This is a genomic window from Desulfovibrio mangrovi, assembly GCF_026230175.1.
Lineage (GTDB): Bacteria > Desulfobacterota > Desulfovibrionia > Desulfovibrionales > Desulfovibrionaceae > Halodesulfovibrio > Halodesulfovibrio mangrovi.
In genome coordinates this window covers 2,287,917-2,310,946 of the sequence record NZ_CP104208.1, presented here as the reverse complement: position 1 = coordinate 2,310,946, position 23,030 = coordinate 2,287,917, and the positions used below count along the sequence as shown (strand labels likewise).

The 23,030-nt window shown below is 60.0% G+C and carries 21 protein-coding genes; 1 reads left to right on the top strand and 20 read right to left on the bottom strand.

The genetic code is table 11. The features are described 5' to 3' along the window. Positions 1 to 61: 61 nt before the first annotated feature. The 20 genes from N1030_RS10610 to N1030_RS10515 form a co-directional block, all read right to left on the bottom strand. The gene (locus N1030_RS10610; RefSeq protein ID WP_265825455.1) at positions 62 to 469 is read right to left on the bottom strand and encodes a response regulator; all 408 of its coding nucleotides are present in this window, start codon (positions 467 to 469) and stop codon (positions 62 to 64) included. A 30-nt stretch (positions 470 to 499) separates the two neighbouring features. After that, entirely contained in the window at positions 500 to 1,132 is a 633-nt protein-coding gene (locus N1030_RS10605) for a hypothetical protein (protein WP_265825454.1), read from the bottom strand. A gap of 242 nt (positions 1,133 to 1,374) precedes the next feature. Beyond that, positions 1,375 to 1,809 carry a response regulator gene (locus N1030_RS10600; protein WP_265825453.1) on the bottom strand — a complete coding sequence of 145 codons (435 nt, stop codon included), beginning with the start codon at positions 1,807 to 1,809 and terminating at the stop codon, positions 1,375 to 1,377. Continuing rightward, the gene (locus tag N1030_RS10595; RefSeq protein WP_265825452.1) at positions 1,806 to 3,590 is read right to left on the bottom strand and encodes a sensor histidine kinase; all 1,785 of its coding nucleotides are present in this window, start codon (positions 3,588 to 3,590) and stop codon (positions 1,806 to 1,808) included. The genes N1030_RS10600 and N1030_RS10595 overlap by 4 nt, the downstream gene beginning before the upstream one ends. Further along, positions 3,557 to 3,928: a NifB/NifX family molybdenum-iron cluster-binding protein gene (locus N1030_RS10590; protein ID WP_265825451.1), complete on the bottom strand. Its 372-nt coding sequence runs from the start codon at positions 3,926 to 3,928 to the stop codon at positions 3,557 to 3,559. The genes N1030_RS10595 and N1030_RS10590 overlap by 34 nt, the downstream gene beginning before the upstream one ends. 49 nt (positions 3,929 to 3,977) lie before the next feature. Next, positions 3,978 to 5,570 carry a sigma-54 interaction domain-containing protein gene (locus tag N1030_RS10585; protein ID WP_265825450.1) on the bottom strand — a complete coding sequence of 531 codons (1,593 nt, stop codon included), beginning with the start codon at positions 5,568 to 5,570 and terminating at the stop codon, positions 3,978 to 3,980. 204 nt (positions 5,571 to 5,774) lie between these two features. Next, positions 5,775 to 7,172 (bottom strand): SLC13 family permease, encoded by a 1,398-nt coding sequence (locus N1030_RS10580; RefSeq protein ID WP_265825449.1) that lies wholly within the window; start codon positions 7,170 to 7,172, stop codon positions 5,775 to 5,777. A gap of 429 nt (positions 7,173 to 7,601) precedes the next feature. Continuing rightward, positions 7,602 to 8,066, bottom strand: coding sequence for an outer membrane lipoprotein (locus tag N1030_RS10575; protein ID WP_265825448.1), 465 nt, complete (start codon positions 8,064 to 8,066; stop codon positions 7,602 to 7,604). Between the two features lie 141 nt (positions 8,067 to 8,207). Continuing rightward, on the bottom strand, positions 8,208 to 8,993 hold the full coding sequence (locus tag N1030_RS10570; protein WP_265825447.1) for a substrate-binding periplasmic protein: 786 nt from the start codon (positions 8,991 to 8,993) through the stop codon (positions 8,208 to 8,210). A 110-nt stretch (positions 8,994 to 9,103) separates the two neighbouring features. Continuing rightward, a complete protein-coding gene (locus N1030_RS10565; protein ID WP_265825446.1) occupies positions 9,104 to 10,738 on the bottom strand; it encodes a PAS domain-containing sensor histidine kinase in 1,635 nt (544 codons plus the stop codon). Positions 10,739 to 10,773: 35 nt separating this feature from the next. Further along, entirely contained in the window at positions 10,774 to 12,231 is a 1,458-nt protein-coding gene (locus N1030_RS10560) for a sigma-54-dependent transcriptional regulator (protein ID WP_265825445.1), read from the bottom strand. A 225-nt stretch (positions 12,232 to 12,456) separates the two neighbouring features. Then, positions 12,457 to 13,725 (bottom strand): phenylacetate--CoA ligase family protein, encoded by a 1,269-nt coding sequence (locus tag N1030_RS10555; RefSeq protein WP_265825444.1) that lies wholly within the window; start codon positions 13,723 to 13,725, stop codon positions 12,457 to 12,459. Between the two features lie 65 nt (positions 13,726 to 13,790). Next, positions 13,791 to 14,666, bottom strand: a complete 876-nt coding sequence (locus N1030_RS10550) for an ABC transporter ATP-binding protein (protein WP_265825443.1) — start codon at positions 14,664 to 14,666, stop codon at positions 13,791 to 13,793. A gap of 98 nt (positions 14,667 to 14,764) precedes the next feature. Further along, positions 14,765 to 15,931 carry an ABC transporter substrate-binding protein gene (locus tag N1030_RS10545; RefSeq protein ID WP_265825442.1) on the bottom strand — a complete coding sequence of 389 codons (1,167 nt, stop codon included), beginning with the start codon at positions 15,929 to 15,931 and terminating at the stop codon, positions 14,765 to 14,767. A gap of 86 nt (positions 15,932 to 16,017) precedes the next feature. After that, complete coding sequence (locus N1030_RS10540; RefSeq protein WP_265825441.1) at positions 16,018 to 17,061, bottom strand: branched-chain amino acid ABC transporter permease; 1,044 nt, start codon at positions 17,059 to 17,061, stop codon at positions 16,018 to 16,020. Position 17,062: 1 nt separating this feature from the next. Continuing rightward, a complete protein-coding gene (locus N1030_RS10535; protein WP_265825440.1) occupies positions 17,063 to 17,950 on the bottom strand; it encodes a branched-chain amino acid ABC transporter permease in 888 nt (295 codons plus the stop codon). After that, positions 17,950 to 19,860 carry an AMP-binding protein gene (locus N1030_RS10530; protein ID WP_265825439.1) on the bottom strand — a complete coding sequence of 637 codons (1,911 nt, stop codon included), beginning with the start codon at positions 19,858 to 19,860 and terminating at the stop codon, positions 17,950 to 17,952. The genes N1030_RS10535 and N1030_RS10530 overlap by 1 nt, the downstream gene beginning before the upstream one ends. A gap of 3 nt (positions 19,861 to 19,863) precedes the next feature. Continuing rightward, positions 19,864 to 20,661, bottom strand: coding sequence for an ABC transporter ATP-binding protein (locus N1030_RS10525; protein WP_265825438.1), 798 nt, complete (start codon positions 20,659 to 20,661; stop codon positions 19,864 to 19,866). Further along, positions 20,648 to 21,301, bottom strand: a complete 654-nt coding sequence (locus N1030_RS10520) for a CBS domain-containing protein (RefSeq protein WP_265825437.1) — start codon at positions 21,299 to 21,301, stop codon at positions 20,648 to 20,650. Before N1030_RS10520 ends, N1030_RS10525 begins: the two co-directional genes overlap by 14 nt. Positions 21,302 to 21,675: 374 nt before the next feature. Beyond that, complete coding sequence (locus N1030_RS10515; protein WP_265825436.1) at positions 21,676 to 22,086, bottom strand: DNA-binding transcriptional response regulator; 411 nt, start codon at positions 22,084 to 22,086, stop codon at positions 21,676 to 21,678. A gap of 311 nt (positions 22,087 to 22,397) precedes the next feature. Here N1030_RS10515 and N1030_RS10510 point away from each other — a divergent pair, with 311 nt between their 5' ends. Then, positions 22,398 to 22,985, top strand: a complete 588-nt coding sequence (locus tag N1030_RS10510) for an NAD(P)H-dependent oxidoreductase (RefSeq protein WP_265825435.1) — start codon at positions 22,398 to 22,400, stop codon at positions 22,983 to 22,985. Positions 22,986 to 23,030 lie beyond the last annotated feature (45 nt).

Here is a 23,030-nt window from a genome sequence, read left to right as displayed (position 1 = left end):
ACAGACCTGTTTCGGGTCTGTCCACCTTAACGTTCTGTGTGGCGGGAGTAAATACGAATGGTTAGGCAGTTGCAGCCTGCGGCATGCTGCTTTCCATGGCGCGCTTGCGGTCGTATGCGGCCATGATGGTGATAACCAGCTGGTCAAAGTCCACGGGCTTGCGCATGTAGGCGAAGGCGCCGTTTGCAATGGCTCGGTCCCGGTCCGCGTCGGACCCGTGGCCGGTCACCACGACGACCTGCACATCGGGGTACTGTATCTTCACCCGTTCCAGCACTTCCCATCCGTCAATGCCGGGCATCATCAGATCCAGCAACATCACGTCGGGCACGCTGTCGTTCACTATGGTCAGGGCGGCTTCTCCGTTCAGGGCCACGTCGGGACCGAGGTCGCGCAGACGCAGACGTTCCGCCAGAGTTTCCACAAAATCCTGTTCGTCATCGACGAGGAGCAGCTTGATGTTCTTCATGTGAGTTCTCCTTGATCTTGCAGATGCGGGTTACAGGCAGGCCACGCCGTAGCGGACGGGGACGCGCTGCAGGCCGACGGTGTTCATGAAGCCTTCCAGCGTGCGCGGGGTGTTCGGGTTGCGCTGCATGCGGATGGCGCGCTGAGTGGCGGGGGGAACCGTTACCCCTGCCAGCGAGGCGGCCTGCGTGTGCTCGTTGGCTTCGGCAAAGGCGGCGGCTGCAAAGGTGTCGGAAAGGGCTTCCGTGTTCCAGTTCAGTGCGATTTCCGGTCCGGCCTGCATGCCCAGCAGTTCCATGGCCGCATCGGGGAAGCCTTCTTCGGCGTAGGCCGTGGCGGCAAAAATATCGTTGAGCCATTCGCCGTCAGGGGCTTCCATATCCAGCAGCAGGCGGGCGTCATCGTGCAGGTTGGCATCCGTGAAGGCGGTGGCGGCGAAGATGTCGCTCACGTAGCCTTCGGCGGGCTCCCTCATGCCGGTCAGTTCATAGGCTGCGGCATGGATGTTGGCTTCGGCAAAGGCCACGGCGGCAAAGGTGTCTGTCGCAAAGCTGCCGGAAGGGGCGGGGAGGCCGGCTACCTCGCGTGCGAGGTCGTGCAGGTTGGCTTCCGCAAAGGCAGTGGCAGCGAAGGTGTCGGTAAGTATGGTGGTGATGGCGGTCATGGTGTCCTCCTTGTCCCGGCCCTTTCCCGGTGAAAGGTGTTCCGGAGTTGGTGTTGCGCTTTGACAGTGTTAAGGCAAAGCACGTGCCAAACTGGAAGAGTGTTTTATTTTAATATGTTATTGCTTGTTGTGCCGTTTCAGTCACATTGCTGGATGTTGCATGAAGACAATGTGAAACGTTCTGAAACTCTTTGGTGAAACGCCGTGCAACGGTGGGTGTGGTCCCGTTGCACGGCGTTTGATTATATTTGCTCTGCAGGGCCTTGTTCCATGCAGGCTTTGGGTGACATTGCGTCGGCGCATTCCGCTGCGTTGTGCACCACGCGGACCAGTTCATCTATGTCCACGGGCTTTACGAGATAGTCCACGGCTCCAAGTTGCATGGCTTTCATGCCGTCGCGGGTGGATCCGTGGCCCGTCAGCACCACGACCGGAACGCCCGGGTGTCTCTGACGCAGGTGGCGCAGGGTTTCCAGTCCGTCCATGCCGGGCATGAGCACGTCCAGTACGATGACCTCGAACGGGGTGCCGCTGCGAACCGATTCATCCATCATGGCGATGCCGCTGTGCCCGTCCGGGGCTGCCTTGGCGTCTATGTTCCGCAGTTCCATGCGTTCCAGCAGGGTGGCGGTGAAGGCCGTTTCGTCATCTATGAACAGTATGCGTACGGTTTTCACGATTTCTTCTCCTGATCTGACCACGGAAGCGATGTGTAGCTGATGTGGGCCTGTTCTGCATGGGGGAGTTGAGGTTCCGGCTTGCCCCACGGCAGGTGTACGGTAAAGATGGAACCTTCGCCTACGGCGCTCCAGACTTCGATATTGCCGCCGAGTCTGCGGACGATACCGTAGGTGATGGAAAGTCCCAGTCCGGTGCCGGTTCCCTTCTTGGTGGTGAAGAAGGGTTCGAATATGTGGGAGAGAGTCTCCTGCGACATGCCGCAGCCGTTGTCGCGCACGGCGACGGTAACGCCGTCTTCAACCGTGCGTGAACTGATGGTGATGGAACCGCCGTCCGGAATGGCTTCAAAGGCGTTGCCGATGATGTTCAGGAACACCTGCTGCAGCTGTCCTCTGTCCGAGGCGATGACGGGCGAGGCTTCCGAAAGTTCAAGGCGAAGGTCGACGGAACGCTTCACTACTTCCTTTTCAAGGAAACCGAGCACGTCCTTGAGCACGTCGTTCACGTCGAGCTGTTCGATGGAAACGTCCATGCGGCGGGCAAATCCGAGCAGACGGTGCGTGATGGTGCGGCAGCGGGCCACTGAACCGAGCACGCCTTCAATCTGCTTGAGCAGGCGTTCGTTCAGGGGAGAGGCAGCCTCGCGCGCCAGCAGGTCTTTCATCAGTCCGGCCTTTTCGTTGATGATGGCGAGCGGGTTGTTCACCTCATGGGCTACGCCTGCGGCAAGGCGGCCGATGGAAGAGAGCTTGTGGGTATGCTCTATTTCCCGGAAGGCCGTTTCACGGCTGCGGTCGGCATCCATGATGCGCTGCACCAGAATGTCCGTCAGCTTGAAGGCCACGAGCCATATGAGTATCGCGCCGCCCACAAGCACCATGAGCAGATCGCTCCGCAGGGAGTACCATGAGCTGGCGAGGTCCGTAACGGGCCGCATGGCTACCAGCACGTAGTCCGGATTCACAAACGAGGTGGCCGTGGCAAAATAGTGTTTGCCGTCAGGGGCGTCCACATGGAAGGCGCTGGCCTGATAGCTGGAGCCCGGCAGCGGGAAGGGCAACTCGGTCATGGGTTCGCCGAAGAGGCGCGAGCGGGTCTGCAGCAGTCCCTTGGTATTGGCGAGGAATGCGTCCGAATCCGCATCAAGGTCCATGGAGGCTATGAGTTCGTCAAATCTGTCCGTGTTGATGGTGGCGCGCAGCACCCAAATTTTGCCTGAGACCGTGTGTCCTTCCACGGCGATGACGATGTGCGGTACGTTGCGGTAGCCGAGAAACACGTCGCTGATGAACGAGCCGCGGATACGGGTTTCATGGAACCACGGTTGCTCTGCGTAATTCTTGTCCTTGAGCTTGTAGGGGCCGACATAGGCCACCTGACGTCCTTCCGCGTCAATGAGTCCGAAATCCACAAGCCCTTCAAACTCCTGTTTGGCGATATGGAAGATGCGGCTCAGGGTCTGTTCCTTGGAAAGCTCATCCCAAGAATAGGCAGAGGCGATGAAGCTGACGGCGGAAAGCCGCTCGCGCAGATAGAGCTCGAAGGAATGCTTGGTCTTGTTCACCAGACCGCGCATGGGCACTTCAAGCTCCCTGTCCAGCGAGGCGCGGTAGATATGGAAGTTGATGAGCGCCATCAGGCACAGGGGCACGATGGAAACCATGGCCATGAGCACCCCGATGTTCCGCTTCAGGTGCCGGTAGCGGGCTTCGTCCATCCCTTCCGGAAAGGTGAAGATATCCGTTATGCGTTTACGCCAGTGTTGCCACCGTGACATGACGGGCCTCCTTCGATGAGCACGGCTCCCGCTTTCAGGGTGCCGTCAATGTATGCCTGTACCACATGTTCCAACGGGCCTATGACGTTGTCGTATACGGTAATCCGTTTCCAGTGCAGGTATTGATAGAATTCGTCCTCAATTCCGCCGCACACCAGCGCGTCCACATCTTCCGTAACCGCAAGATGACAGAGGCCTTCCGATGAAGCCTGCGGGAGCACAACATTTCTGCGGCGTACGATCTCACCGTCATGAATGCTGCCTATCCACGCTTCGCGGGTCAGATCGAAGCGGGGGGAGACCTCGTCTCCATGCAGGGCGATGAGTATCTTTTTCATATGGTCCCTTTGGAATGTCTGTCGTTCATGGGAGGGGCCACAGTAAGGCCTACACCAGGCCGTGACTGTTGAGTTTGCGCCACAGGGTGCTGCGGCTCCAGCCGAGCAGTTCCGCTGCCTGCTGTCTGCGTCCGCCCGTACGTTCCAGCGCGTCCAGAATCATGTGCCGCTCCTTTTCCTGCCACGACTGGAAGACCGGCTCATTGCGTGGGGATGCCGGTACCTGTCTGTCGGGCTGGCGGGGCATGTCATCCTGCACATGGAGCCTTCTTGGTTCATGGAACGACGATGTTGCAGGCTCGGCTGCAGCGGGGCTGAAAATGGGGCTCGGGACCGGAGCGGCATGAGGAGAGTTATGCCGTCCGGTCGGCCCCTGCTGAATGCGCTCGAGCACGGATCTGGGAATGCTCGAAACGCCGATGGTTTCTCCGGAAGAAAAATGAACGGCATATTCCACAACGTTACGCAGCTCGCGGACATTGCCGGGCCAGTCGTATTCGCAGAGCAGTTTCAGCGCCTCAGGGCTGAAAACCTGCACACCGCGTTTGCCGGAATTGCCCATGCGCCGCAGGAAGTGGTCCAGAAGGATGCGTACATCGCCTTCGCGTTCGCGCAGGGGCGGCACATGCAGACGCACCACGTTGAGCCGGAACAGCAGGTCTTCGCGGAACTTGCCTTCGCGTACCATCTGCTCAAGGTTGCGGTGGGTGGCGGCAATGATGCGTACATCCACGCTGACGGGGCGGGTGGCGCCAAGGGGATGAATGCACTGGTCGTCAAGCACGGTGAGCAGCTTTACCTGCAGGGAGAGCGGCAGATCGCCGATTTCCGTGAGGAACAGCGTACCGCCCGCTGCCAGCCTGAACCGGCCGGGTTTGTCCGATACTGCGCCGGTGAAGGCTCCGCGCACATGGCCGAAAAGTTCTGATTCGAGAAGGTGCTCGGGCAATGCGCCGCAGTTGACCTTCACAAAGGGCCCGTTGGAGCGATCGGATGCCTTATGTATGGCTTCCGCAAGAAGGTCTTTGCCAGTCCCTGTCTCGCCGGTGATAAGCACGGTGGAGTCGGTTTCTGCGATAATGCGCAGGGCTGAGAACAGGGGCTGCATGGCCGGACTGTGGGAAATGAAGCCCTCCAGACCGGATTCGCCGCTGGCGGAAGGAGCGGGTACAGGGCAGGGGTGTGCTTCTTCAAGCACCTCCATGAAGCCTACATGCTTGCCGTGGCCGTCATGCAACGGCACTACGCAGGCCCGTACGGGAACCTTGCGGCGCTGCCTGTCTATGATGTCTGCATCGTGCGTGACGGGACAGGCGCTGACCACGGGTTCAATCATGCCGCCGTTTCCGCTGTTATTTCCGTTAGGCGCAAGGGGGCAATCCTTGAAGCAGCGGGATGAACGGATAACACTGTGGCACGGCAGCCCGCATGCCTCGTCTGGGCCAATGCCCAGCAAGGCTTCGCCACGGCTGTTCAGCCTGACGATGCGGCGCTCTGCATCAAGCAGGGCCACGCCGACTGGCAGGCCGTCCAACAGGGAAGAGGCCGCTACGGAGTCCTGCAGCAGCCCGGTGAGAACGGGGATGATGGGGGAATCGTCAGCCTTCTTGCTGACGGGGGGGCCTGTAATGTGGTGTTTCATGCTTCTCTCCGGCGCGACGAATTGCGACATGTGCGGTATGATTTCCGCACACGGAGAGGTGTTAGCAAGGAGCAGGCCAGATGGAGGTGTTTTTTATCAGTGTGTAATAATTTGATTTTTAGTGTGCTGTCGACAGTGTTGCACGCTGTTTCAGGCGGTATGGTGTCAGCCGCTTTTACAGGGCGTAAAGGCGAGTGCCCTTGCCTACAGCATGCCCAGCAGCTTCCACCAGAAATAGTTGGCCGGAACAATCAGGAGGATGGTCAGCAGGAACAGGGTAACGAAATAGCTGTTCACCGCCCGGGTGGGCAGGTTGCTCATCTGGGCTGCCACCACGATGGCCGGAGCCTGATATGGCAGGAATATGGATGAAAAACCGATGGTCTGGGTCATGAGCACGGTCATGAGCGTAAGGCCTGAAGCGGCGGCCAGTTCCGGCCCCATGGGGGTCATGACGGCAGGCACCCCGACCGTTGTGGTCAGCATGCAGGTGAGGGTGCTGGTGCCTGCAAGCACCGCATAGTTCCAGGCATCTGCACCGGGGGTGAGCGGAAAGACATCCAGCACGGCCTGCGCCCCGAGGACGCCGAGCTGGTATTCGCGCACTACTGCGCCAAGGCCGATAACCCCGGCTACATAGAAAAGAGAAGCGAACCCGAGACGGGAGAATGCTCCTTCCTTCAGCATGCCCGCTTTGGGCACAAGGCAGAGGACGGCAGCGGCAAGGCCCACCCACGCGGGGGCAATGCCGTGTACTGCGTCGGTCATCCAGAGCAGCAGGGCCGATATGAGCAGCAGCATGAGTCTGCGTTCGGCCGGAGAGACGGGAGGCAGCGTTTCCTGTTGTGCAGGCGGGCCTGAGGGCTTTTCACGGAAGAGCAATGCGGCCACGGCGATGATGAGTCCCATTTTGACCAGTCCCAGCACCGGAAAGTGGATGAGCATGTACTGGCCGTAGGTGGGGACGGTGCCGTAGAGGGCTTCCATGGTGCCACTCAGAACCATGTTGGCCACGTTGGAGGGCAGGATGGTGAAGGCGGGCAGCATGGTGCCTGCTGCGCCAGCCATGAGAATACCCCCTGCGCCTTTGGAGCCTGCTTTGTATCCTCTGCTTTCCGCAAAGGCGTTGAGTATGGGGATCATGAGCACAACGCGGCCAACGGCAGAGGGCATGAGAAAGGAGAGCACCAGTCCGAAGGCGGCCATGGCGGCCAGAATGGTCAGATAGGAAGAGCCGCACAAGGCTCCCAGATGCACGGCAAGGCGTTTGCCGAGTCCGCTTTCCCGGACCGAGAGGCCGAGGACGAGCCCCGCGAATACCAACCAGAAGGCGGAGGAGCTGAAACCGGCAAAGACCACTGCGGCAGGTGCAAGGCCGCCGAGCATCATGATGCTGAAGAAGATGAGCGTGGTCAGGTATTCCGGCAATACGCCGCAGACCCACATGCCCATGGTGAAGACCATAACGCTGAGAATGCTGTCGGCGTTCGGGGTGGCGATGCCGGAGGCGGCAACGGGCTTGAGCAGCCATATGGCCGTTGCAGCAATGGTGATGATTATCGCAATGATACGGTCCGTGGGGAGATGCAAACGCTCTGACATGAATGACTCGCGGGCTGGCCGCTGCGATACCGGTCGCGGGCAGAGGGGCGGGAATCGGCAGATCGGGCTGGTTGCGCGGGTCTGTGGTGTCCTGCGTCCGGTTGTCAGGCGTCGGTGTGGGCGGCGAAGGTTATGTGTTGTCGTCAGGAGTGGTTACCCGCTCCATTCTTTTCCCCTCCTCCTCCGGCGTTGAAATGTCAAGACTTGACGTCGGCCCCGTGCCGTCTTCGGGCCGACTCAGAAACGTCAGGCGAACCGCATGGTTGTCCGGATGCTCCCGCCTTTGCGGGCGCATTGTCCGCCCAGGGAAGGCCGGAAAGGATGCTGCCCGCCGATCAGCACAGGGCATAAGGGCGGGCATGCATCGTTTGTTCGCCCCGTGCTCCGGCAAGAGTTGAACAAGTGTGCCTGAAACGGGCGTGTTGCGGACTATGGCATGGGTCGTACGCGGGAAGAGCCGTCCTTGGCAGTCAGAATCCGTACTCTGTCCCCTGTGAGGAGGGCCTCGTCACCGGCTTCCTGCACGATGACCACGGTTTCGCCGCTGTCCTTTTTCACGGTTATTTCCAGTCCGTCATGCTTGTTTATGGCCTGTTCGGTCAGGCCACCGGCAATGCCGCCCACAATGGCGCCGCCCACAATGGCGATGATGCGGCCGGTTCCGGCACCGAAGGCCTGCCCCACTGCGCCACCGGCAGCAATACCGCCAAGAATGCCGAGCCCTGTCTGGTCACTCTGGATGGTCACATGGTTGATGCCCGTGATCTTGCCGTAGGTAACGGTGTGTTCCATGCGGGCCTGATCAGGTGAATAGGTGTCGCCGCCGTAACGGCCACAGGCCGTGAGAAGCAGCGCTGCTGCGAGAAACAGGGAAATTGCGAGTCGTCTGTTCATGATTCCTCCTTGCCTTGGAGCCGGAAGGCGCGTGTGCTTTGCCATGCGAGGCCTCTAATGAGCTACATGAGGCACACGGGCGACACGCGGACGGCCCTCAGGGAATGCGTGATGATAGCAGGAAGGAAGGTGCAGAGGCAGTTATAGATGTGTTTCGTCTGGCTGTGTGGCTTGCTGACGCGTGGTGCGGGATGGAGCGTTGGAAACGCGCTTGTTGGTCTTGCGCATTTTCTTGAGAATCCGTGCAAGGGTATTGGCCAGATCTCTATCGTTCTTGTGTAGATAGATATACATGTCCTGCACGGCCAGATCATGCGGGGACGCTTGAGCCGGTTTCATGGCACAGAGACTTGCCTCCGCGCCAAGGTAGCGCTCGTGCAGAGCGACATCCACGCGGCCTTCGCGGAGCATGGCAAACAGAGATTCATTGCTGTTCACCTTGTAGTGCTGTGTCCCGGGGGGAAGGTTCTTTTCGAATATTTTCCAGCCAGTGATGAAGGCTACTTTGAAGGGGCGTAGGTCATCCCAGGTGGCGATATTCGGGGCTCCCTCGACGGTAAAGGCGGTGAAGCGGTACTGCATGACCGGCTCAGGCACGCGTATCAGGTTCTCGTATTGTTTTTCCAGTCCGGCAATGCGGGGCAGGTCTGCATCTGTCTGGCCGTTGTTGAGCATCCACAGGGAGCGTTCCGCAGGAAGCCGGACGACTGTAAACTGCCGTTCTGCCCGATGCATCAGGTCTGCCAGCAGGGTGTCCAATGATCCGTTCAGCTGCTCGGTGCAGTAGGGCGGTTTTATGGACGTGGCAACCTTCAGTGGCGCATTGTCGTCGCCCAGCGCGGCAGACCCCGTGCCCAAAATGATGGTACAGACGAAGACAAACGCCCGTATGACGGCGGAATGCAGTGTGGAAAAGCGTGTACGCACGGGGGGTATGATTGAGCAGTGGGGCTTTTCTGTCAATATGCTGATATGAATAGAGCAAGACGGGGTGCCGTGAGGTCAGGGGTGGAAAGGCGCTTCTGAAGCGTGGAGGTCTATTTCGCCAGTGGGATGCGCATGGTGGCAATGGTACCCCGTTCCGGTACCGAGCGGAACTCCAGCGCGCCGTTGTGTTCCTTCATGATGCTGGCGGAGATGGAGAGCCCGAGTCCTGTGCCGCCGCTGGCGCGTTTGGTGGTGAAGAAGGGGTCTTCAATGAACTTCATGTCTTCAGGGGCAATGCCGCTGCCGTTGTCCTGCACGGTGATGCAGACCCATGCGCCGTTCTCTTCCTGAACGGTCCGCAAAGCGACCGACAGCTGCCCGTCTTCTTCGGGCAGGGCGTCGCAGGCGTTATCCAGAAGGTTCAGCAGCACCTGCGTGAGTCGCTGCGGAATGCCGAGCACTGCGGGGCTTTCTTCCGGCAGCACTATCTCGAAATGTCTCGCGGACTGCTTGATCTTGTGGCGGATAAAGGTGAGGGCGCTGCGGACAACCTCGTTGGTATCAACATATTCGTGTCCGTTTTCCGGTTCCTGCCGCGAGTAGTCCTTGAGCCGTGAAACGATGTCCTTGATGCGGCTGGCCGCCTCCATCATTTCGCGCAACAGATAGGGCAGGTGATCGCGCAGTTCCGAATATTCAAGGCCGCCCAGCACGAATTCGCCGTTCTCGTCGCTGTATTCGTCCAGAATGGCCTGCGTGTCCTGCCACACGTCGCGCAGCAGGGGCAGGTTCAGCGTCAGGTAGCTGTTGGGGTTGTTAATCTCGTGCGCCACCCCCGCCACAAGCAGGCCCAGCGAGGCCATCTTTTCCGCCTGCATCATCTGCTGGCGGCGCTGTTCCATCTCCTTGCGGGCGGAAACGTCGGTCAGCTTGCCCTCCACAAACAGGGTGCGGCCCTGTTCGTCCTTTTCGCAGCGGGCATTGAACTCTACCCATATCGGCGTGCCGTCCTTGCGGAACATGCGCGTTTCAACGTCCTTCACCACCTCCTGCTGACGCAGGATTTCAAGCACCCTGTCGCGGGCATCCTTGTCGCAGTATAGCTGCGAACTGATGTCCGTGATGGATTCCATGAGTTCGGCAGGCGATTCATAGCCCAGAATGCGGGCCATTTCGCGGTTGGCCTCTATGAAGCGGCCCTGCACGGTGGAGCGGAAGATGCCCTCAAGCGCCTTGTCGAAGAAGGAGCGGTACTTGCGACCCTCCTCGTCCTTTTCGTTCCAGTCGGTGATGTCGTGGGCAGAAACCGTGGCGGCGACCACGCGGCCGTCTTCCAGCACGGGCATGTAGGTGTTTTCGTAGTAGCGTATCTCGCCCTTGAGTCTGCGATAGGTGCGCTTGAGGATGTAGGATTCGCCGCGCAGCACCCTGTCGAAGTGCCCCCTTGCGGAAATGCGTTCCTTTTCATCGGGAAATATATCCAGAATGTTCATGCCCTCGCGGATGGTCAGCCCCCAGTTGTGGCGCACGAAGTCGGCATGGGCCTGATTGAAACGGATGTAGCGGTACGAAGGGTCAAAGGAGAAGTGCATCACGTTCTGCGGCGTATCGAGCAGCAGGCGCAGTTGGCGTACCTCTTCGCGCAGGGCGGCGTTATCCTGCGCCGTATCCGCAGCCCCTGCGGAGACAGCCGATGAAGAGTGGCCCCTGTCGGGCGAATCGGAAGGTCGGGCTTGACGCTTCATGTCTGCACTCCGGTGTCGCTGGGGGGGGGAAGGGACTACTCGTCCTGTCCGTTCATGTTATGCAGCCGCTTGTTCAGGGCTTGACGGGATACGCCGAGGGCCGATGCCGCCAGCGCCTGATTGCCGTCGCTACGTCGCATGGCCTCGCCGACCAGCTCGGCGCATACTTCCTTCAGGGTTGGCAGCACGGGGCCGAACGCGACCTTTTCAATACCTGTGATGCCTGTACCGTCAGACGTTCCTTGAGGCGGCAGTATCATGCCTCTGCCTTCCGGATTACCCAGATGGCGGCGGATGCGGTCCAAATTGAGCGTGCCGCCCGTGGAGCAGCTGATGGCGTCGATGATCAGGAACTGCAGTTCACGGATGTTGCCGGGAAAATCGTAAGCCATGAGCATGGGCAGCAGTTCCGGCGGCAGCTTGGGAATCGCCCGCAACGGCTGCCTGCCCTGTGCGCGTTCCGGGTGGCAGGCGTTGCGTATGATGTGCTCCACCAGCAGGGGAATATCGTCCTTGCGCTCGCGTAGCGGCGGAATGTGCACGTGGTGGGCCTTCAGGCGGAAATAGAGGTCGCGGCGCAGCGGAGAGTCCGTAGCGGCGGGATCGATGTTGGTGGCGGCGATGATGCGGGCATCCGTCTTGCGGATGAGGTCCGAGCCCAGCGGCATGTATTCGCGTTCCTGCACGAGCCGCAGCAGCTTGAGCTGCGATGCCTGCGAAAGATCGCCTATCTCGTCCAGAAACAACGTACCGCCCTGCGCGTTCACCACAAGGCCGGAGCGGGCCTGATCGGCGCCGGTAAAGGCCCCTTTCTTGTGCCCGAACAGGGTGTCCGCAAAGATGTTGTCGTCCAGACCGGCAACGTTCACGGTGACGAATTCGCCCTTGCGGCCGCTCAGGCTGTGGACTGCGCCTGCGATGAGCTCCTTGCCTACGCCGCTTTCGCCCGTGATGAGCAGGGGCTGGGAGGATTCCGCAATGGCCTCGATGTATTTGAAAATGGAGCGCATGGCCGCATTGGCCGTGACGATGTGGGCAAAGGCTTCCGGCGTTTCCAGTCTGTCGTCCAGAAAGCGGGTGCGCAGCGAGGTGTTTTCGCGCTTCAGTTCGCGAATCTGGATGGCGTGGCGGATGCCGGAAACGAGGCTGCTCTTGTCGTAGGTTTTGACGAAGAAGTCGAAGGCCCCGAGTTTGACGCATTGCACGGCCTTTTCCACCTGACTCATGCCGGTGATGACCAGAATGGGAATGTCGGGGTGCTGCGCCGTGACCAGCCGGATGAGATCCTCACCCGTGACGTTGGGCATGGCAAGGTCTGCGGCAATGACCTCCACGGGCGTGGTTTCCAGAATGGACGCCACCTCGCGGCTGTCGTTGCAGCAGAGAATGTTGTCTATGCCGGCGGACTTGAGCGCCAGCGAAAACGAGCGCAACCACGTTTCTTCATCATCAACGAGCAGGACGGGGTTGCTCGGAAAGGTGCTCTTGATCATGGGGGTCCTCGCAGCGGTCAGGCAGCGGGCACTGCCTGCGCAGGCTGATGACAACGGCGTATGGCCTTCAGCGGGCAGAGGGAAATCCTCTGCGCCCGATTGAAAAAGCACCTGAAAACAACACGGCGGGCGTGTTCGCCTCCCTGTACGGCGGGGAAGACGCCCGTTGCGCTGCACTGACCGGAGGGCGTTTTGCCTCCGGTGTGCAACAAAAGTTTCTGAAGTCTACTCGTAAGTCCGTTTATCCACAAGCGGGGGGCAGTCCTCCGGCAGCGCTTCACCGCCGGAAAGGACATGCAGGGCGGGGCGCAGTTTGATCTTGCCCGTGAAAGCGGCAATGAATTCGGCATGATCAAGCGGGCCGTCAAGCTGCAAGAAAAGTTGCAGCCAGTCGCTGCCCTTGTCGTTGGTGATGACAACCTGATGCCGCGCAATCTGCGGGAAGGTCCTGACCACTTCCGCAACCTGCGCGGGGTAGATGAACTGGCCCTTTACCTTGGCCGTATCGTCCACGCGGCCCAGAATGCCCGCAAGTTTGGGGGCGGTGCGTCCGCAGGTACAGGGAGTGTCCACCATGCGGGAGAGGTCGCCCGTGGCAAAGCGGACCAGAGGGTAGGACAGGGTGTGGGGAGTAACCACCACTTCGCCGGTTTCGCCCATGGGCAGGGGCTGCCCCGTATGCGGGTCGCAGATTTCCACATGGCAGCGGCTGGAAAGATGCATGCCGCCAAGTTCGGCGCATTCATAGGCTATGCAGCCCACGTCCGCCGTGCCGTAGCCCTGACGGACGCGCATGCCAAAGGCTTCCTCCACCTCGCTGCGCAGGCTTTCTGGCAGGCGCTCCGCTGCCACGAAAGCCACCCTGAGATTGAAGTCCTTTCTGAGGTCCAGCCCCGCGTTGCGGGCGTGTTCGGCAATGACCTTCAGGTAGCTGGTCATGCCGACGAAGCCGGTTACCGGCAATGAGGTCATGAGCTGCGCCTGCGCGGGCGTGTTGCCGGGACCTGCGGGGATGACCGCGCAGCCGATTTCGCGCAGCGGCTCTTCCAGCATCAGCCCCGCAGGGGTGAGATGGTAGCTGAAGGTCATCTGTACCAGATCGCCGGTGCGGAAACCTGCGGCGCGAAAGCCCTCTGTCCAGCCCCAGTAATCCTGCTCCCTGCCTTCAGGGTCGTATAGGGGGCCGGGGGACTGGTAGATGCGGCTCAGGTTGCCGGGGGCGGCTGTGAGCAGCCAGTCCAGCCCTTTTTCCTGCTGCAGACCGAGCAGATTCTTCTTGCGCAGCACGGGAATGCGCGCAAAATCGTCCAGCGTGCGTATGTCGCGCAGATCAATAGCCGCAGCGGCAAGGCGGGAACGGAATTCCCCGGAGGCTTCCGCCGCCTTGCCTGCCACGTGCATGATTTTTTCGAATTGCCACGCAGCCCGCGCTTCCGGGGATGCGTTTTCTACCGGAGAATGAAAGCTGTTGTTGCTGTCCATGCTGCTGTCCATGTTGCTGTCCTGTCTGGCAATAGGCTGTGATGACGGATGCGGGTCGGGTAACGAGATGCCGGAAACTAGCCGAGCCAGCGTTTCCTGCGCCGGTAGTGCTTCACGTCGCGGTAGCTGCGTTTTTCCCCGCCATGGGTGAGTCCAAGATAGAACTCCTGCACATCGGGGTTATGCAGCAGGTCGCTGCCCTTGCCGTCCATGACGATGCGGCCGTTTTCCATAATGTAGCCGTAATCGGCCATGGAGAGGGCCATGCGTGCGTTCTGCTCTACCAGCAGTACGGTGACGCCCTCCTGCCGGTTGATTCTGCGCACGATGTCGAAAATTTCTTCCACCAGCAGCGGGGCAAGGCCGAGCGATGGTTCGTCAAGCAAGAGAAGTCGCGGGCAGGCCATGACAGCGCGGCCTATGGCCAGCATCTGCTGTTCGCCGCCGGACATGTAGCCCGCAAGCTGGCTCCTGCGTTCCCTGAGCCGCGGAAAATACTCATACACCTTCTCCAGATTGTCCGCGTAGCTGGCAGCAGGCTGAGTGTAGGCCCCGCAGCGCAGGTTTTCTTCCACGGTCAGGTCCTGAAAGATGCGGCGGCCTTCCATGACCTGAAAGATGCCGCGCCGCACCATGCGTTCGGGACTTTGCAGGTGCACGGCTTCACCTTCGTACCGCACCGTGCCGGAAGTGGCCTTGCCGTTCTCGCCCGCAAGCAGGCCGGAAATGGCTTTGAGCGTGGTGGACTTGCCTGCGCCGTTGGCGCCGAGCAGGGTGGTGATGCTGCCCTTGGCCACGCTCAGGGAAAGGCCTTTGAGCACCAGAACCACGTCGTTGTAAACGACTTCAAGGTTCTGCACTTCAAGGATGTTGCCGGCCGGTCCTGCATCTGCGGCAGGGAAGGGCGCGGCAGCGGGGGCGGTGTGGCCTGAGGATGTTGCGGTCGTGTTCATGAATCAAGCTGCCTTGCTGATCGGTCTGGATGTACAGTTCAGATGCTTTTTGCAGGCCGGAGGAACGCCGTTCCTCCGGCCCGGATCAATTGTGGGTGCTACTTGCCCAGCCACTTGGCTTCGCGGGGCAGGGAAACGGTCTGCAGGAAGGTCATCTTGCCCTCCTTCACGGTACAGACGTTCACCGCCATGTTCGGGCGATGGTCGTCGGAGAAGAAGCTGATGGCGGGGGCAAGACCCATGGGGTCGAAGTCGCGCATCGATTCAAGGGCGTTCTTGATGCTTTCGCCGTTCACGCCACCGTTGGCTGCGGCCATCTTCATGCCTTCCACCATGACCAGCGTGGAGACGAATCCGCGGATGTAGTGGGTCATCTGGGGCTGGTCCTTGGTCAGTTCCCTGATGAGTGCCATGCCGGGGACATCCTGCCCGTAGACTGCAGCGGCCTGCATGCCGAGGTTGCCTTCGCAGGCGGCTCCAGCCATCTGGTGCAGGTTTTCATCGTTGCCCCAGATGTTCACGAGGAACGTGCCGCCAAAGTTCTGCTTGCTGGCGTCTTTCATCAATACGGCTGTGCTGGGGGTGGTGCCGCCCACCCAGACGAAGTCGGGCTTCTGCTGCTTCAGGGCCAGTACCTGCGGGGTGGCGTCCATGGCCTTCAGGTCGAGGATTTCGTCACCGGTGACTTCGAAGCCCAGTTCGACGGCGTATTCCTTCATGGCGGGCAGCGGCACGTGGCCGTAGGGCTTGTCGGGATACACGAAGGCGATGCGCGGGGGGCGGGCTTCCTTCCAGGAGTCCTTGATGTACTTGAGTCCGGCGCGGCCCTGCGTGGAATAATCGGGCGCAACGGTGAAGTTGTACGGGGCTGCGGAGGGGTCCATCAGGTGCGACGAGTAGGAGGCCGAAAAGACCGGAATCCTGTCGCGGGAGACGAACTTTACCAGCGCTTCGGTGTCGCCGGTACCCCAGCCCTGCAGGGCCACGATACCTTCGGACATGAAACGCTTGTAGGCGGAAAGGGCCTGCTGCACGTTGTAGGCATAGTCCACCTGAATGATCTCGATCTGCTCGCCGTTCACGCCGCCGTTGGCGTTCACGTGCGCAATGCAGTCCTTCACGCCCTGCGCGTAGGGCACGCCCACGCTGGACGTGGGACCGGTAAGGTCGGAGAGCACACCGACCTTCAGCGCCGCTGTTGCCACCATCGTGGTTGCCAGAAACATGGCGGTGGCCAGCGCCATCGTCATCATGATTCTTTTCATGGTCGTTTACTCCTCTCCATGCTGATTAATGTGATGTGCACGGGTGCACATTGTTTCCTTGTAGTCTGTGCCGTTCCCGGGTCCTGCTAGTAGGCAAAGGGATACAGCTTCCAATACGCCTTGATGAGCCGCCATTTGCGCACCAGTCCCTCCGGCTCGAAGATGAGGAACAGGATGAGTGTCAAGCCGAATACGCCTTCCTTCAGCGGGGCTGTCATGGAACTGATATCCGGCGCGTAGCTGCCTATGAACGAGGTCAGCATGTTCAGGGCCTCGGGCAGCAGGGTGAGGAACACCGCGCCGAGGATGGAGCCGAGCACGGAACCCATGCCGCCGATGATGATCATGGCCAGATAGCTGATGGACAGGGCGATGGAGAACTGCTCTGGCGTGATGTACATGGTGTAGTAGGCCCACAGACCGCCAGCCACGCCCGCAAGGAACGAACTGGTGGCAAAGGCCTGCAGTTTGAACCGGAAGAGGTCCACGCCCACGTTCTCCGCAGACTGGTAGAAGTCGCGTATGGCAACGAAGGCACGGCCGGAACGGGTGCGCACGATGTTGCTCACGGCCAGCACGCACAGAGTGGTGACGGCGAAGATGAGGTAGAACATGCGCGTGTCTGAATTGAAGGCGAAGCCGAACAGCGAGGGCGAATCCACGGCCATGCCGTTGGCCCCGCCGGTGAGAAAGTCCATGTGCAGGAACAGGTATTCCAGTATGAGCTGCGCAGCCAGCGTGGAAATGGCAAGGTAGATGCCCTTGAGCCGCAGCGAGGGGATGCCGAAGAACATGCCCACCACGGCTGCCACGCAGCCGCCGCCCAGCAGGCAGAACACAAAGGGCAGCCCCTTGGCGGCCAGCGCCGCGCAGACATAGGCTCCCACGCCCACGAACGCGCCGTGGCCCAGCGACATCTGTCCGCACACGCCGGTGAGCAGGTTCAGCGACACGGCGGCGATGACGGAGATCATCATCAGGTTGAGCACCGAGACATGGTACAGGTTGAGCACCTGCGGTGCGGCAAGCATGGCAACCATGAAGAGGCCGAGGCAGACCTTCTGGAAGCCGGAAGCAAAGAGCTGCTTTTCGCCGTTGTATGAGGTGAAGAAGAGACCGCAGTTCTGCATGTTACACTCTCTCGATTTCTTCGGTTCCGAACAGGCCGTGCGGCTTGATCATGAGGATGACGACCAGCACCACAAATGAGGCCACTTCCTTCACGCCGCCGAGGTTCAGCAGCTCGCGGGCAACCCCTTCGCACAGGTTTTCCAGTACGCCGATGATCAGGCCGCCCAGTGCCGCGCCGAGCAGGCTGTCCAGCCCGCCGAGGATCACCGCAGGGAACACCTTGAGTCCGAGATGCCCGAGCTGGGAGTTGATGCCGTTGATGTTGCCCAGAATGATGCCCCCGATGGACGAGACCACGGCGGCGATGCACCACGACAGCGCAAAGATGTTCTTGATGCCGATGCCCATGGACTGCGCGGCCTGCTGGTCATACGCCGTGGCGCGCATGGCGATGCCCACGGAGGAATATTTGAAGAACAGCGAGAACACTGCAAAGAGCAGCAGGCACAGGACGAAGGCGGCTATGTAGACCGGCGCTACGGGCAGCCCGAAGACCATGAACGGCTCCTGCGGCAGGATGGGGGGAAACACGCGGATCTGTGTGCCCCAGAAGACCTGCACCAGCGATTTGAGAATGGAGGAAAGGCCGATGGTGACCATGATGACCGAGATGATGGGTTCGCCGATGAGCGGCCTGAGCACCATGCGTTCCACGGCCATGCCCAGCACCAGCGAAAAGCCCAGCGTGAGCAGAAAGGAGAGCAGGAAGGGCAGCTGATACTGCACGGTGAGTGCGAAGCAGACGTAGGCTCCTGCCATGACCATTTCGCCCTGCGCAAAGTTCACCACTTTGGTCGCCTTGAAGATGATGACGAAGCCCAGCGCCACAAGGCTGTAGATGGAGCCGACCACCAGTCCGTTGATGGCAAGCTGAAGATAATATTCCATTAGCGTGCCTCCGTACGGGCTGTGCCGAGTTCGCGTATGGCTATGGGGCCGGACATGGTGCGCTCCGTGCCGTTCTGGTAGCGGATGCGTGCCGTCAGGTTCATGGTGCCCGCGCCGTTGTAGAGCGAGGCGATGAGGTCGCCGTAGCGATCTTCTATGACCTTGCGGCGTATCTTGCGTGTTCTGGTCAGTTCGCCGTCGTCCGCGTCCAGTTCCTTGAAGAGCAGGGCGAAGCGGCGGATGGCTGTGCCCTGCTGCAGGGTGTCGTTGATGGACTGCAACTCGTCCGCGATCAGGTCGTAGAGGTGCGGATTGGATGCAAGGTCCTGATAGGTGGTGTAGGAAATCTGCTGCTGTTCGGCCCAGCGTCCGGCAATGTCGCCGTCCAGACAGATGATGCCCGTGATGTAGTCGCGGTCGCGGCCTATGACCACGGCTTCCTGCACGTAGGTGGAGAACTTGATCTTGTTCTCGATGAACTGCGGCGAGAAGCGCGTGCCGTCCTTCAGTGTCATCACGTCCTTCAGGCGGTCCACGATGACGAGCTGGCCATTTTCCTTGAAGTACCCGGCATCGCCGGACTTGAGCCAGCCGTCCTCAAGGGTTTCCGCCGTGGCTTCCTCGTTTTTCAGGTAGCCCATGAAAACGGCGGGGCTGCGCGAAAGCACTTCGCCAGCGCCGGATATCATGATTTCGGTTTCGGGAATGGGCTCGCCCACGGTGTCGAAGCTGACGTCACCGTCCTTGTGGATGCAGGATATGCCCGCGATTTCCGTCTGACCGTAGATCTGCTTGAGATTGATGCCCAGCGCGTGGAAGAAGGTGAAGGTATCCGGTCCCAGCGGTGCGCCCCCTGTGGATGCCGAGCGGATGCGCGAAAAGCCCATGCGGTCGCGCAGGGCGCTGAACAGACAGAGGTCCGCAATCCGGTTGGCGAGGGAGAGCAGCATGCCCGGTTTCCTCTTGTTCAGCACGGCTTCCGCATGGCGCAGGCCCAGCGGCATGAGCAGGTTGAAGAGCCGGCGCTTGATGGGAGTGGTCTCCATGATGCGCACGCGCACCTTGGCCGCCATGTTCTCCCATACGCGGGGCGGTGAGAAAATGAGGTGGGGGCCGATCTCGCGGATGTTTTCCTGCACGGTGTCCGGCTCTTCGGGAAAATTCACGCAGAAGCCGAAGAGCAGGGCGGAGGCGACCGCCATCATCTGTTCGCCCATCCATGCCAGCGGCAGGAAGGAGACAAACTCGTCCGACTCTTTCTTGGGATCGGACTGGCCGAGGTTCCAGGCCATGGAAAGCAGGTTGGCGTGTGAGAGCATGGCCAGCTTGGGCCTGCCCGTGGAACCGGAAGTAGTGGCAACCAGCGCAAGGTCGTCGGGCCGGATGGCTTCTGCCCATTCCGGGTAGCGGGCGGCGTCGGCGCGTCCGGCTTCGCGCACCTGATCGAAGGAGACAAGTCCCTCGGCATCGTATGCGGCAAGTCCCTTGGGGTCGTGGTAGACGATGTGGCGCAGGTGCGGCAGCTCGTGCCGGATGGAAAGCACCTTGTCCACCTGCTCCTGATCTTCGGCCACCACGAGCTTGGCTTCGGAAAGGTTGAAGATGTAGCCGATCTCCTCGGCGGGGGAGTCCTGATACAGGCCCACCGAGTAACCGCCGATGCCCTGTATGGCCAACTGGGCCCACAGCCATTCGGGCCGGTTGTCGCCGATGATGACAATGGCGTCACCCTTGCCGAGCCCGAACTGCTTCAGGCCTGCGGCGAATTCGGAGGTGACCTGCAGATATTCCTGATAGGAAAAAGCCTGCCAGATGCCCAGATACTTTTCGCGCATGGCCGTGCGCGTGCCGCGTTCCCGGGCGTTCTTCAGCAGCAGGGCGGGCAGGGTGGTTTGATATGCGTTCGCCATGGTTCAGCGTCCCTGATAGAGTGCGTCCTCATCGCCGAGGTAGGCGCTGATGACCTTGGGGTTGTTCTGCACCTCGTGCGGGGTGCCGCAGGCCAGAATCCGGCCGAAGTCCAGCACGACCACGTGGTTGGAGAGGTCCATGACCACGCCCATGTCGTGTTCCACGAGGAATACGGTGATGCCCCACTCCTCGTTGATGTCCAGAATGTAGCGGGCCATGTCCTCTGTTTCCTCAAGGTTCATGCCCGCCATGGGCTCGTCCAGAAGCAGCAGCTCCGGCTCGGCAGCAAGGGCGCGGCCAAGCTCCACCTTCTTCTGGATGCCGTACGGCAGGTGCCCGGCAGTCTGGTGGCGGTAGGGCGAGAGGCCCAGAAAGTCGATGATCTCTTCCACGCGGGCGCGATGCCGCGCCTCTTCCCTGCGGGCCTTGCCGAAGTAGCAGACCGAGGCCAAGAGTCCGTAGCCGATGCGCGAATGGCGGCCCACCATCAGGTTGTCCAGCACTGATAGTCCCTTGAAGAGCGCGATGTTCTGGAAGGTTCGGGCAAGGCCGAAGCCTGCCCGCTTGCTGGCGTTGGTACCGAGCATTTCGCGTCCGTCCATGGCAATGGACCCGCAATCGGGGCTGTACCGGCCGGAAATGCAGTTGAGCATGCTGGTCTTGCCCGCGCCGTTGGGGCCGATGAGCGAGGTGATGCTGCCCTTTTGCACGGAACAGGAGACGCCGGAGAGGGCGGCGAGTCCCTTGAAGGTGAGGGTGACGTCCTTCACCTCAAGCAGGGTGCCGTTATTCCCACTCATGCCTGAAGTCCTCGGGGCCGACCACGTCGTAGCCGTTTTTCTGCAGCGCTGCGGCTACGGATGAGGGGTTTTCCGCGTCTATACGGATGACCACCATGCGGCGCGGACCGTGGTTGAAGGTGCCCGCCGCGATGATGGAGTAGCCCATCTCGTCGATGAGGGTGGAAACGTGCTTCAGAACGCCGGGGCGGTCTTCCACTTCGAAGACGATGCGTGATCCGGTTGTGCCGTAGCCCATTTCCTCGGCCAGCACGTCGAGGAGCACCGTGCGGTTGATGAAGCCGATGACCTTGTCGTTGGCATCCACCACTGCAAGGCCCGCAACATTCTTTTCACGCATGATCACGGCGGCGGTTTCGATCTCCGTTTCCGGCCGGACCGTGGTTATGTCGGTGCGCATTATCTTGCGCAGGGTCAGCTTTGAGAGCAGGTAGTTGATTTCGTGTTTATCCAGGCCGGTCATCTTGGACGGCATGGCGGCGCTTATATCTTCTTTGCGGACATAGCCTATCACCTTGTCATCCTGAACGATAAGCAGCATCCACAGCATGTTCGTTTCCATGAGTTCCGCCGCTTTTTCCGCCAGCGTATCCGGCGATTGCGGCATGAAGCTCTTCAGCATCTTCAACCCGACATACATGCTTGGGTTCCTCCTGAAGCAAGTGGTGTGTCGGGTCGTAATGGAAGGACTGTGCCAAGATGTGCTGTATGGTGCGCAGGAGCTTGGAAATGGGAAACGAAAGTTGCACTCTTCGTGAAAATATACGTTATATCAGGTGAATATGGTTATTCTCAAAACGGGGTTGGGTATGCCTCGCAGGCCCTTTGATGAGCGGAGGCAAGAGGGGAGGAGGGGGAGTGTCGCAACTTTTGTTGACGTGATTGTCATGGCGCACAGGGGGAGGGAGCGTCATAAGTTGCAGCGGTTACGTCTGCAATAAAAGTTGTCATTGCAACTTTTATTGCAGTCTTCGTAAAGCCTTTGGGCCCGGGGGGAGAGGGAAATACCCGGGGTTAGCCCGTGGGGTGCAGGCCCGGCTGTGCATGGTGCCCGCAGGTGCAGGCGTTCAGAATGGAGCGGGAAAGCTGCTGCGCGGTAACGGGGCAGGGGAGCTGCTCGAATATTTCCATGGACTGCGGGCTCTGAAGGGTTACCGCGTCCGTTTTGCCGTCCGTAGCCGTCAGGCGGATGATCTGGCTTTGCGGGGAGAGCACCTTGATTTGATGTAGCCAGTGCGGGCAGTGCGCATCCGCTATGCTTTCGTCCAGCACCACCACATCATAGATGTTCGAAAACAGGCACTGCATGGTCGCAATCCTGCCTGTGACCATGGTCGTATCATATCCCAGATCGGCAAGTGCCGCTGCCAGTTGATCGAGTTTGTTGCCGCATTCTCCCGCAAGCAACACATGTAGAAAGGCCATTATCTCTCCCTGTCGTCTGAGCCCCGCAAATTCCGCAGGCGTTGGATAACAAGGAATGTGCCAAATCTGAATGTTCTACAATTTACTGATATATCAGTAAAAACTTGTTTTCTGAGCCGGGCTGTTTGCGGCTTTGATGTCACTGTGCTTTACGGGCTGTAAAGGTCCGTTTGCCTATCGACAGCGGATTAGTTCCAGCTGCCGTCTTGACCTTCCTTCCGTCCCGTGCATGATGGAACATGGGAACCGTTTCTTGCGGCACGGAATTTCGACCTGCCGCTTGCCGACGATACAAAACCGGAGGATGAGATATGTCGAACGTGTTCATCATCAATGGTCATGAATACTACCCCTTTTCAGAAGGCAGGCTGAATGCTTCGCTGGTGGATATTGCGCAGAAGACTCTTTCCGCATTGGGGCACGCGGTGAAGGTGACCACCATGCGGGATGACTATGATCCGGGTGCCGAAGTGGACAAGCATGTGTGGGCGGATGTCGTTATCGTGCAGTCTCCCGTCAACTGGATGGGATTTCCGTGGAGCTGCAAGAAGTATATGGATCAGGTGTTCTCCGCGGGCATGGACGGCAGGCTGTGCACAGGGGATGGCAGAACCCGTTCGGATGTATTGCAGCAGTATGGTACGGGTGGCACCATGCAGGGGAAGAGGTACATGTTCTCCCTCACCTTCAACGCACCGCGTGAAGCCTTTGGCGACGCCACGCAGTACCTGTTTCAGGGCAAGGACGTGGACGACCTGTTTTGGCCTATGCACATGAACTACCGGTTCTTCGGCATGACGCCGTTGGAGACCTTTGTCTGCTATGACGTGTTGAAGAATGCGAAAGTGGACGAGGACTTCAGACGCTACACGGCGCATCTGGAGCGGCTCTTCGGCTAGGACGGTGGTCTTCCGCGAAATACAGACGCCGCCAGTCGTTTCTGA

Coding starts and splice junctions, on each gene's coding strand:
- N1030_RS10565 (WP_265825446.1), bottom strand. CDS start 10,738: ATGAAGCGTCAAGCCCGACCTTCCGATTCGCCCGACAGGGGCCACTCT.
- N1030_RS10555 (WP_265825444.1), bottom strand. CDS start 13,725: ATGGACAGCAGCATGGACAGCAACAACAGCTTTCATTCTCCGGTAGAA.
- N1030_RS10530 (WP_265825439.1), bottom strand. CDS start 19,860: ATGGCGAACGCATATCAAACCACCCTGCCCGCCCTGCTGCTGAAGAAC.
- N1030_RS10545 (WP_265825442.1), bottom strand. CDS start 15,931: ATGAAAAGAATCATGATGACGATGGCGCTGGCCACCGCCATGTTTCTG.
- N1030_RS10585 (WP_265825450.1), bottom strand. CDS start 5,570: ATGAAACACCACATTACAGGCCCCCCCGTCAGCAAGAAGGCTGACGAT.
- N1030_RS10515 (WP_265825436.1), bottom strand. CDS start 22,086: ATGGCCTTTCTACATGTGTTGCTTGCGGGAGAATGCGGCAACAAACTC.
- N1030_RS10535 (WP_265825440.1), bottom strand. CDS start 17,950: ATGGAATATTATCTTCAGCTTGCCATCAACGGACTGGTGGTCGGCTCC.
- N1030_RS10590 (WP_265825451.1), bottom strand. CDS start 3,928: ATGAAAAAGATACTCATCGCCCTGCATGGAGACGAGGTCTCCCCCCGC.
- N1030_RS10580 (WP_265825449.1), bottom strand. CDS start 7,172: ATGTCAGAGCGTTTGCATCTCCCCACGGACCGTATCATTGCGATAATC.
- N1030_RS10595 (WP_265825452.1), bottom strand. CDS start 3,590: ATGTCACGGTGGCAACACTGGCGTAAACGCATAACGGATATCTTCACC.
- N1030_RS10605 (WP_265825454.1), bottom strand. CDS start 1,132: ATGACCGCCATCACCACCATACTTACCGACACCTTCGCTGCCACTGCC.
- N1030_RS10540 (WP_265825441.1), bottom strand. CDS start 17,061: ATGCAGAACTGCGGTCTCTTCTTCACCTCATACAACGGCGAAAAGCAG.
- N1030_RS10560 (WP_265825445.1), bottom strand. CDS start 12,231: ATGATCAAGAGCACCTTTCCGAGCAACCCCGTCCTGCTCGTTGATGAT.
- N1030_RS10550 (WP_265825443.1), bottom strand. CDS start 14,666: ATGAACACGACCGCAACATCCTCAGGCCACACCGCCCCCGCTGCCGCG.
- N1030_RS10610 (WP_265825455.1), bottom strand. CDS start 469: ATGAAGAACATCAAGCTGCTCCTCGTCGATGACGAACAGGATTTTGTG.
- N1030_RS10525 (WP_265825438.1), bottom strand. CDS start 20,661: ATGAGTGGGAATAACGGCACCCTGCTTGAGGTGAAGGACGTCACCCTC.
- N1030_RS10520 (WP_265825437.1), bottom strand. CDS start 21,301: ATGTATGTCGGGTTGAAGATGCTGAAGAGCTTCATGCCGCAATCGCCG.
- N1030_RS10575 (WP_265825448.1), bottom strand. CDS start 8,066: ATGAACAGACGACTCGCAATTTCCCTGTTTCTCGCAGCAGCGCTGCTT.
- N1030_RS10510 (WP_265825435.1), top strand. CDS start 22,398: ATGTCGAACGTGTTCATCATCAATGGTCATGAATACTACCCCTTTTCA.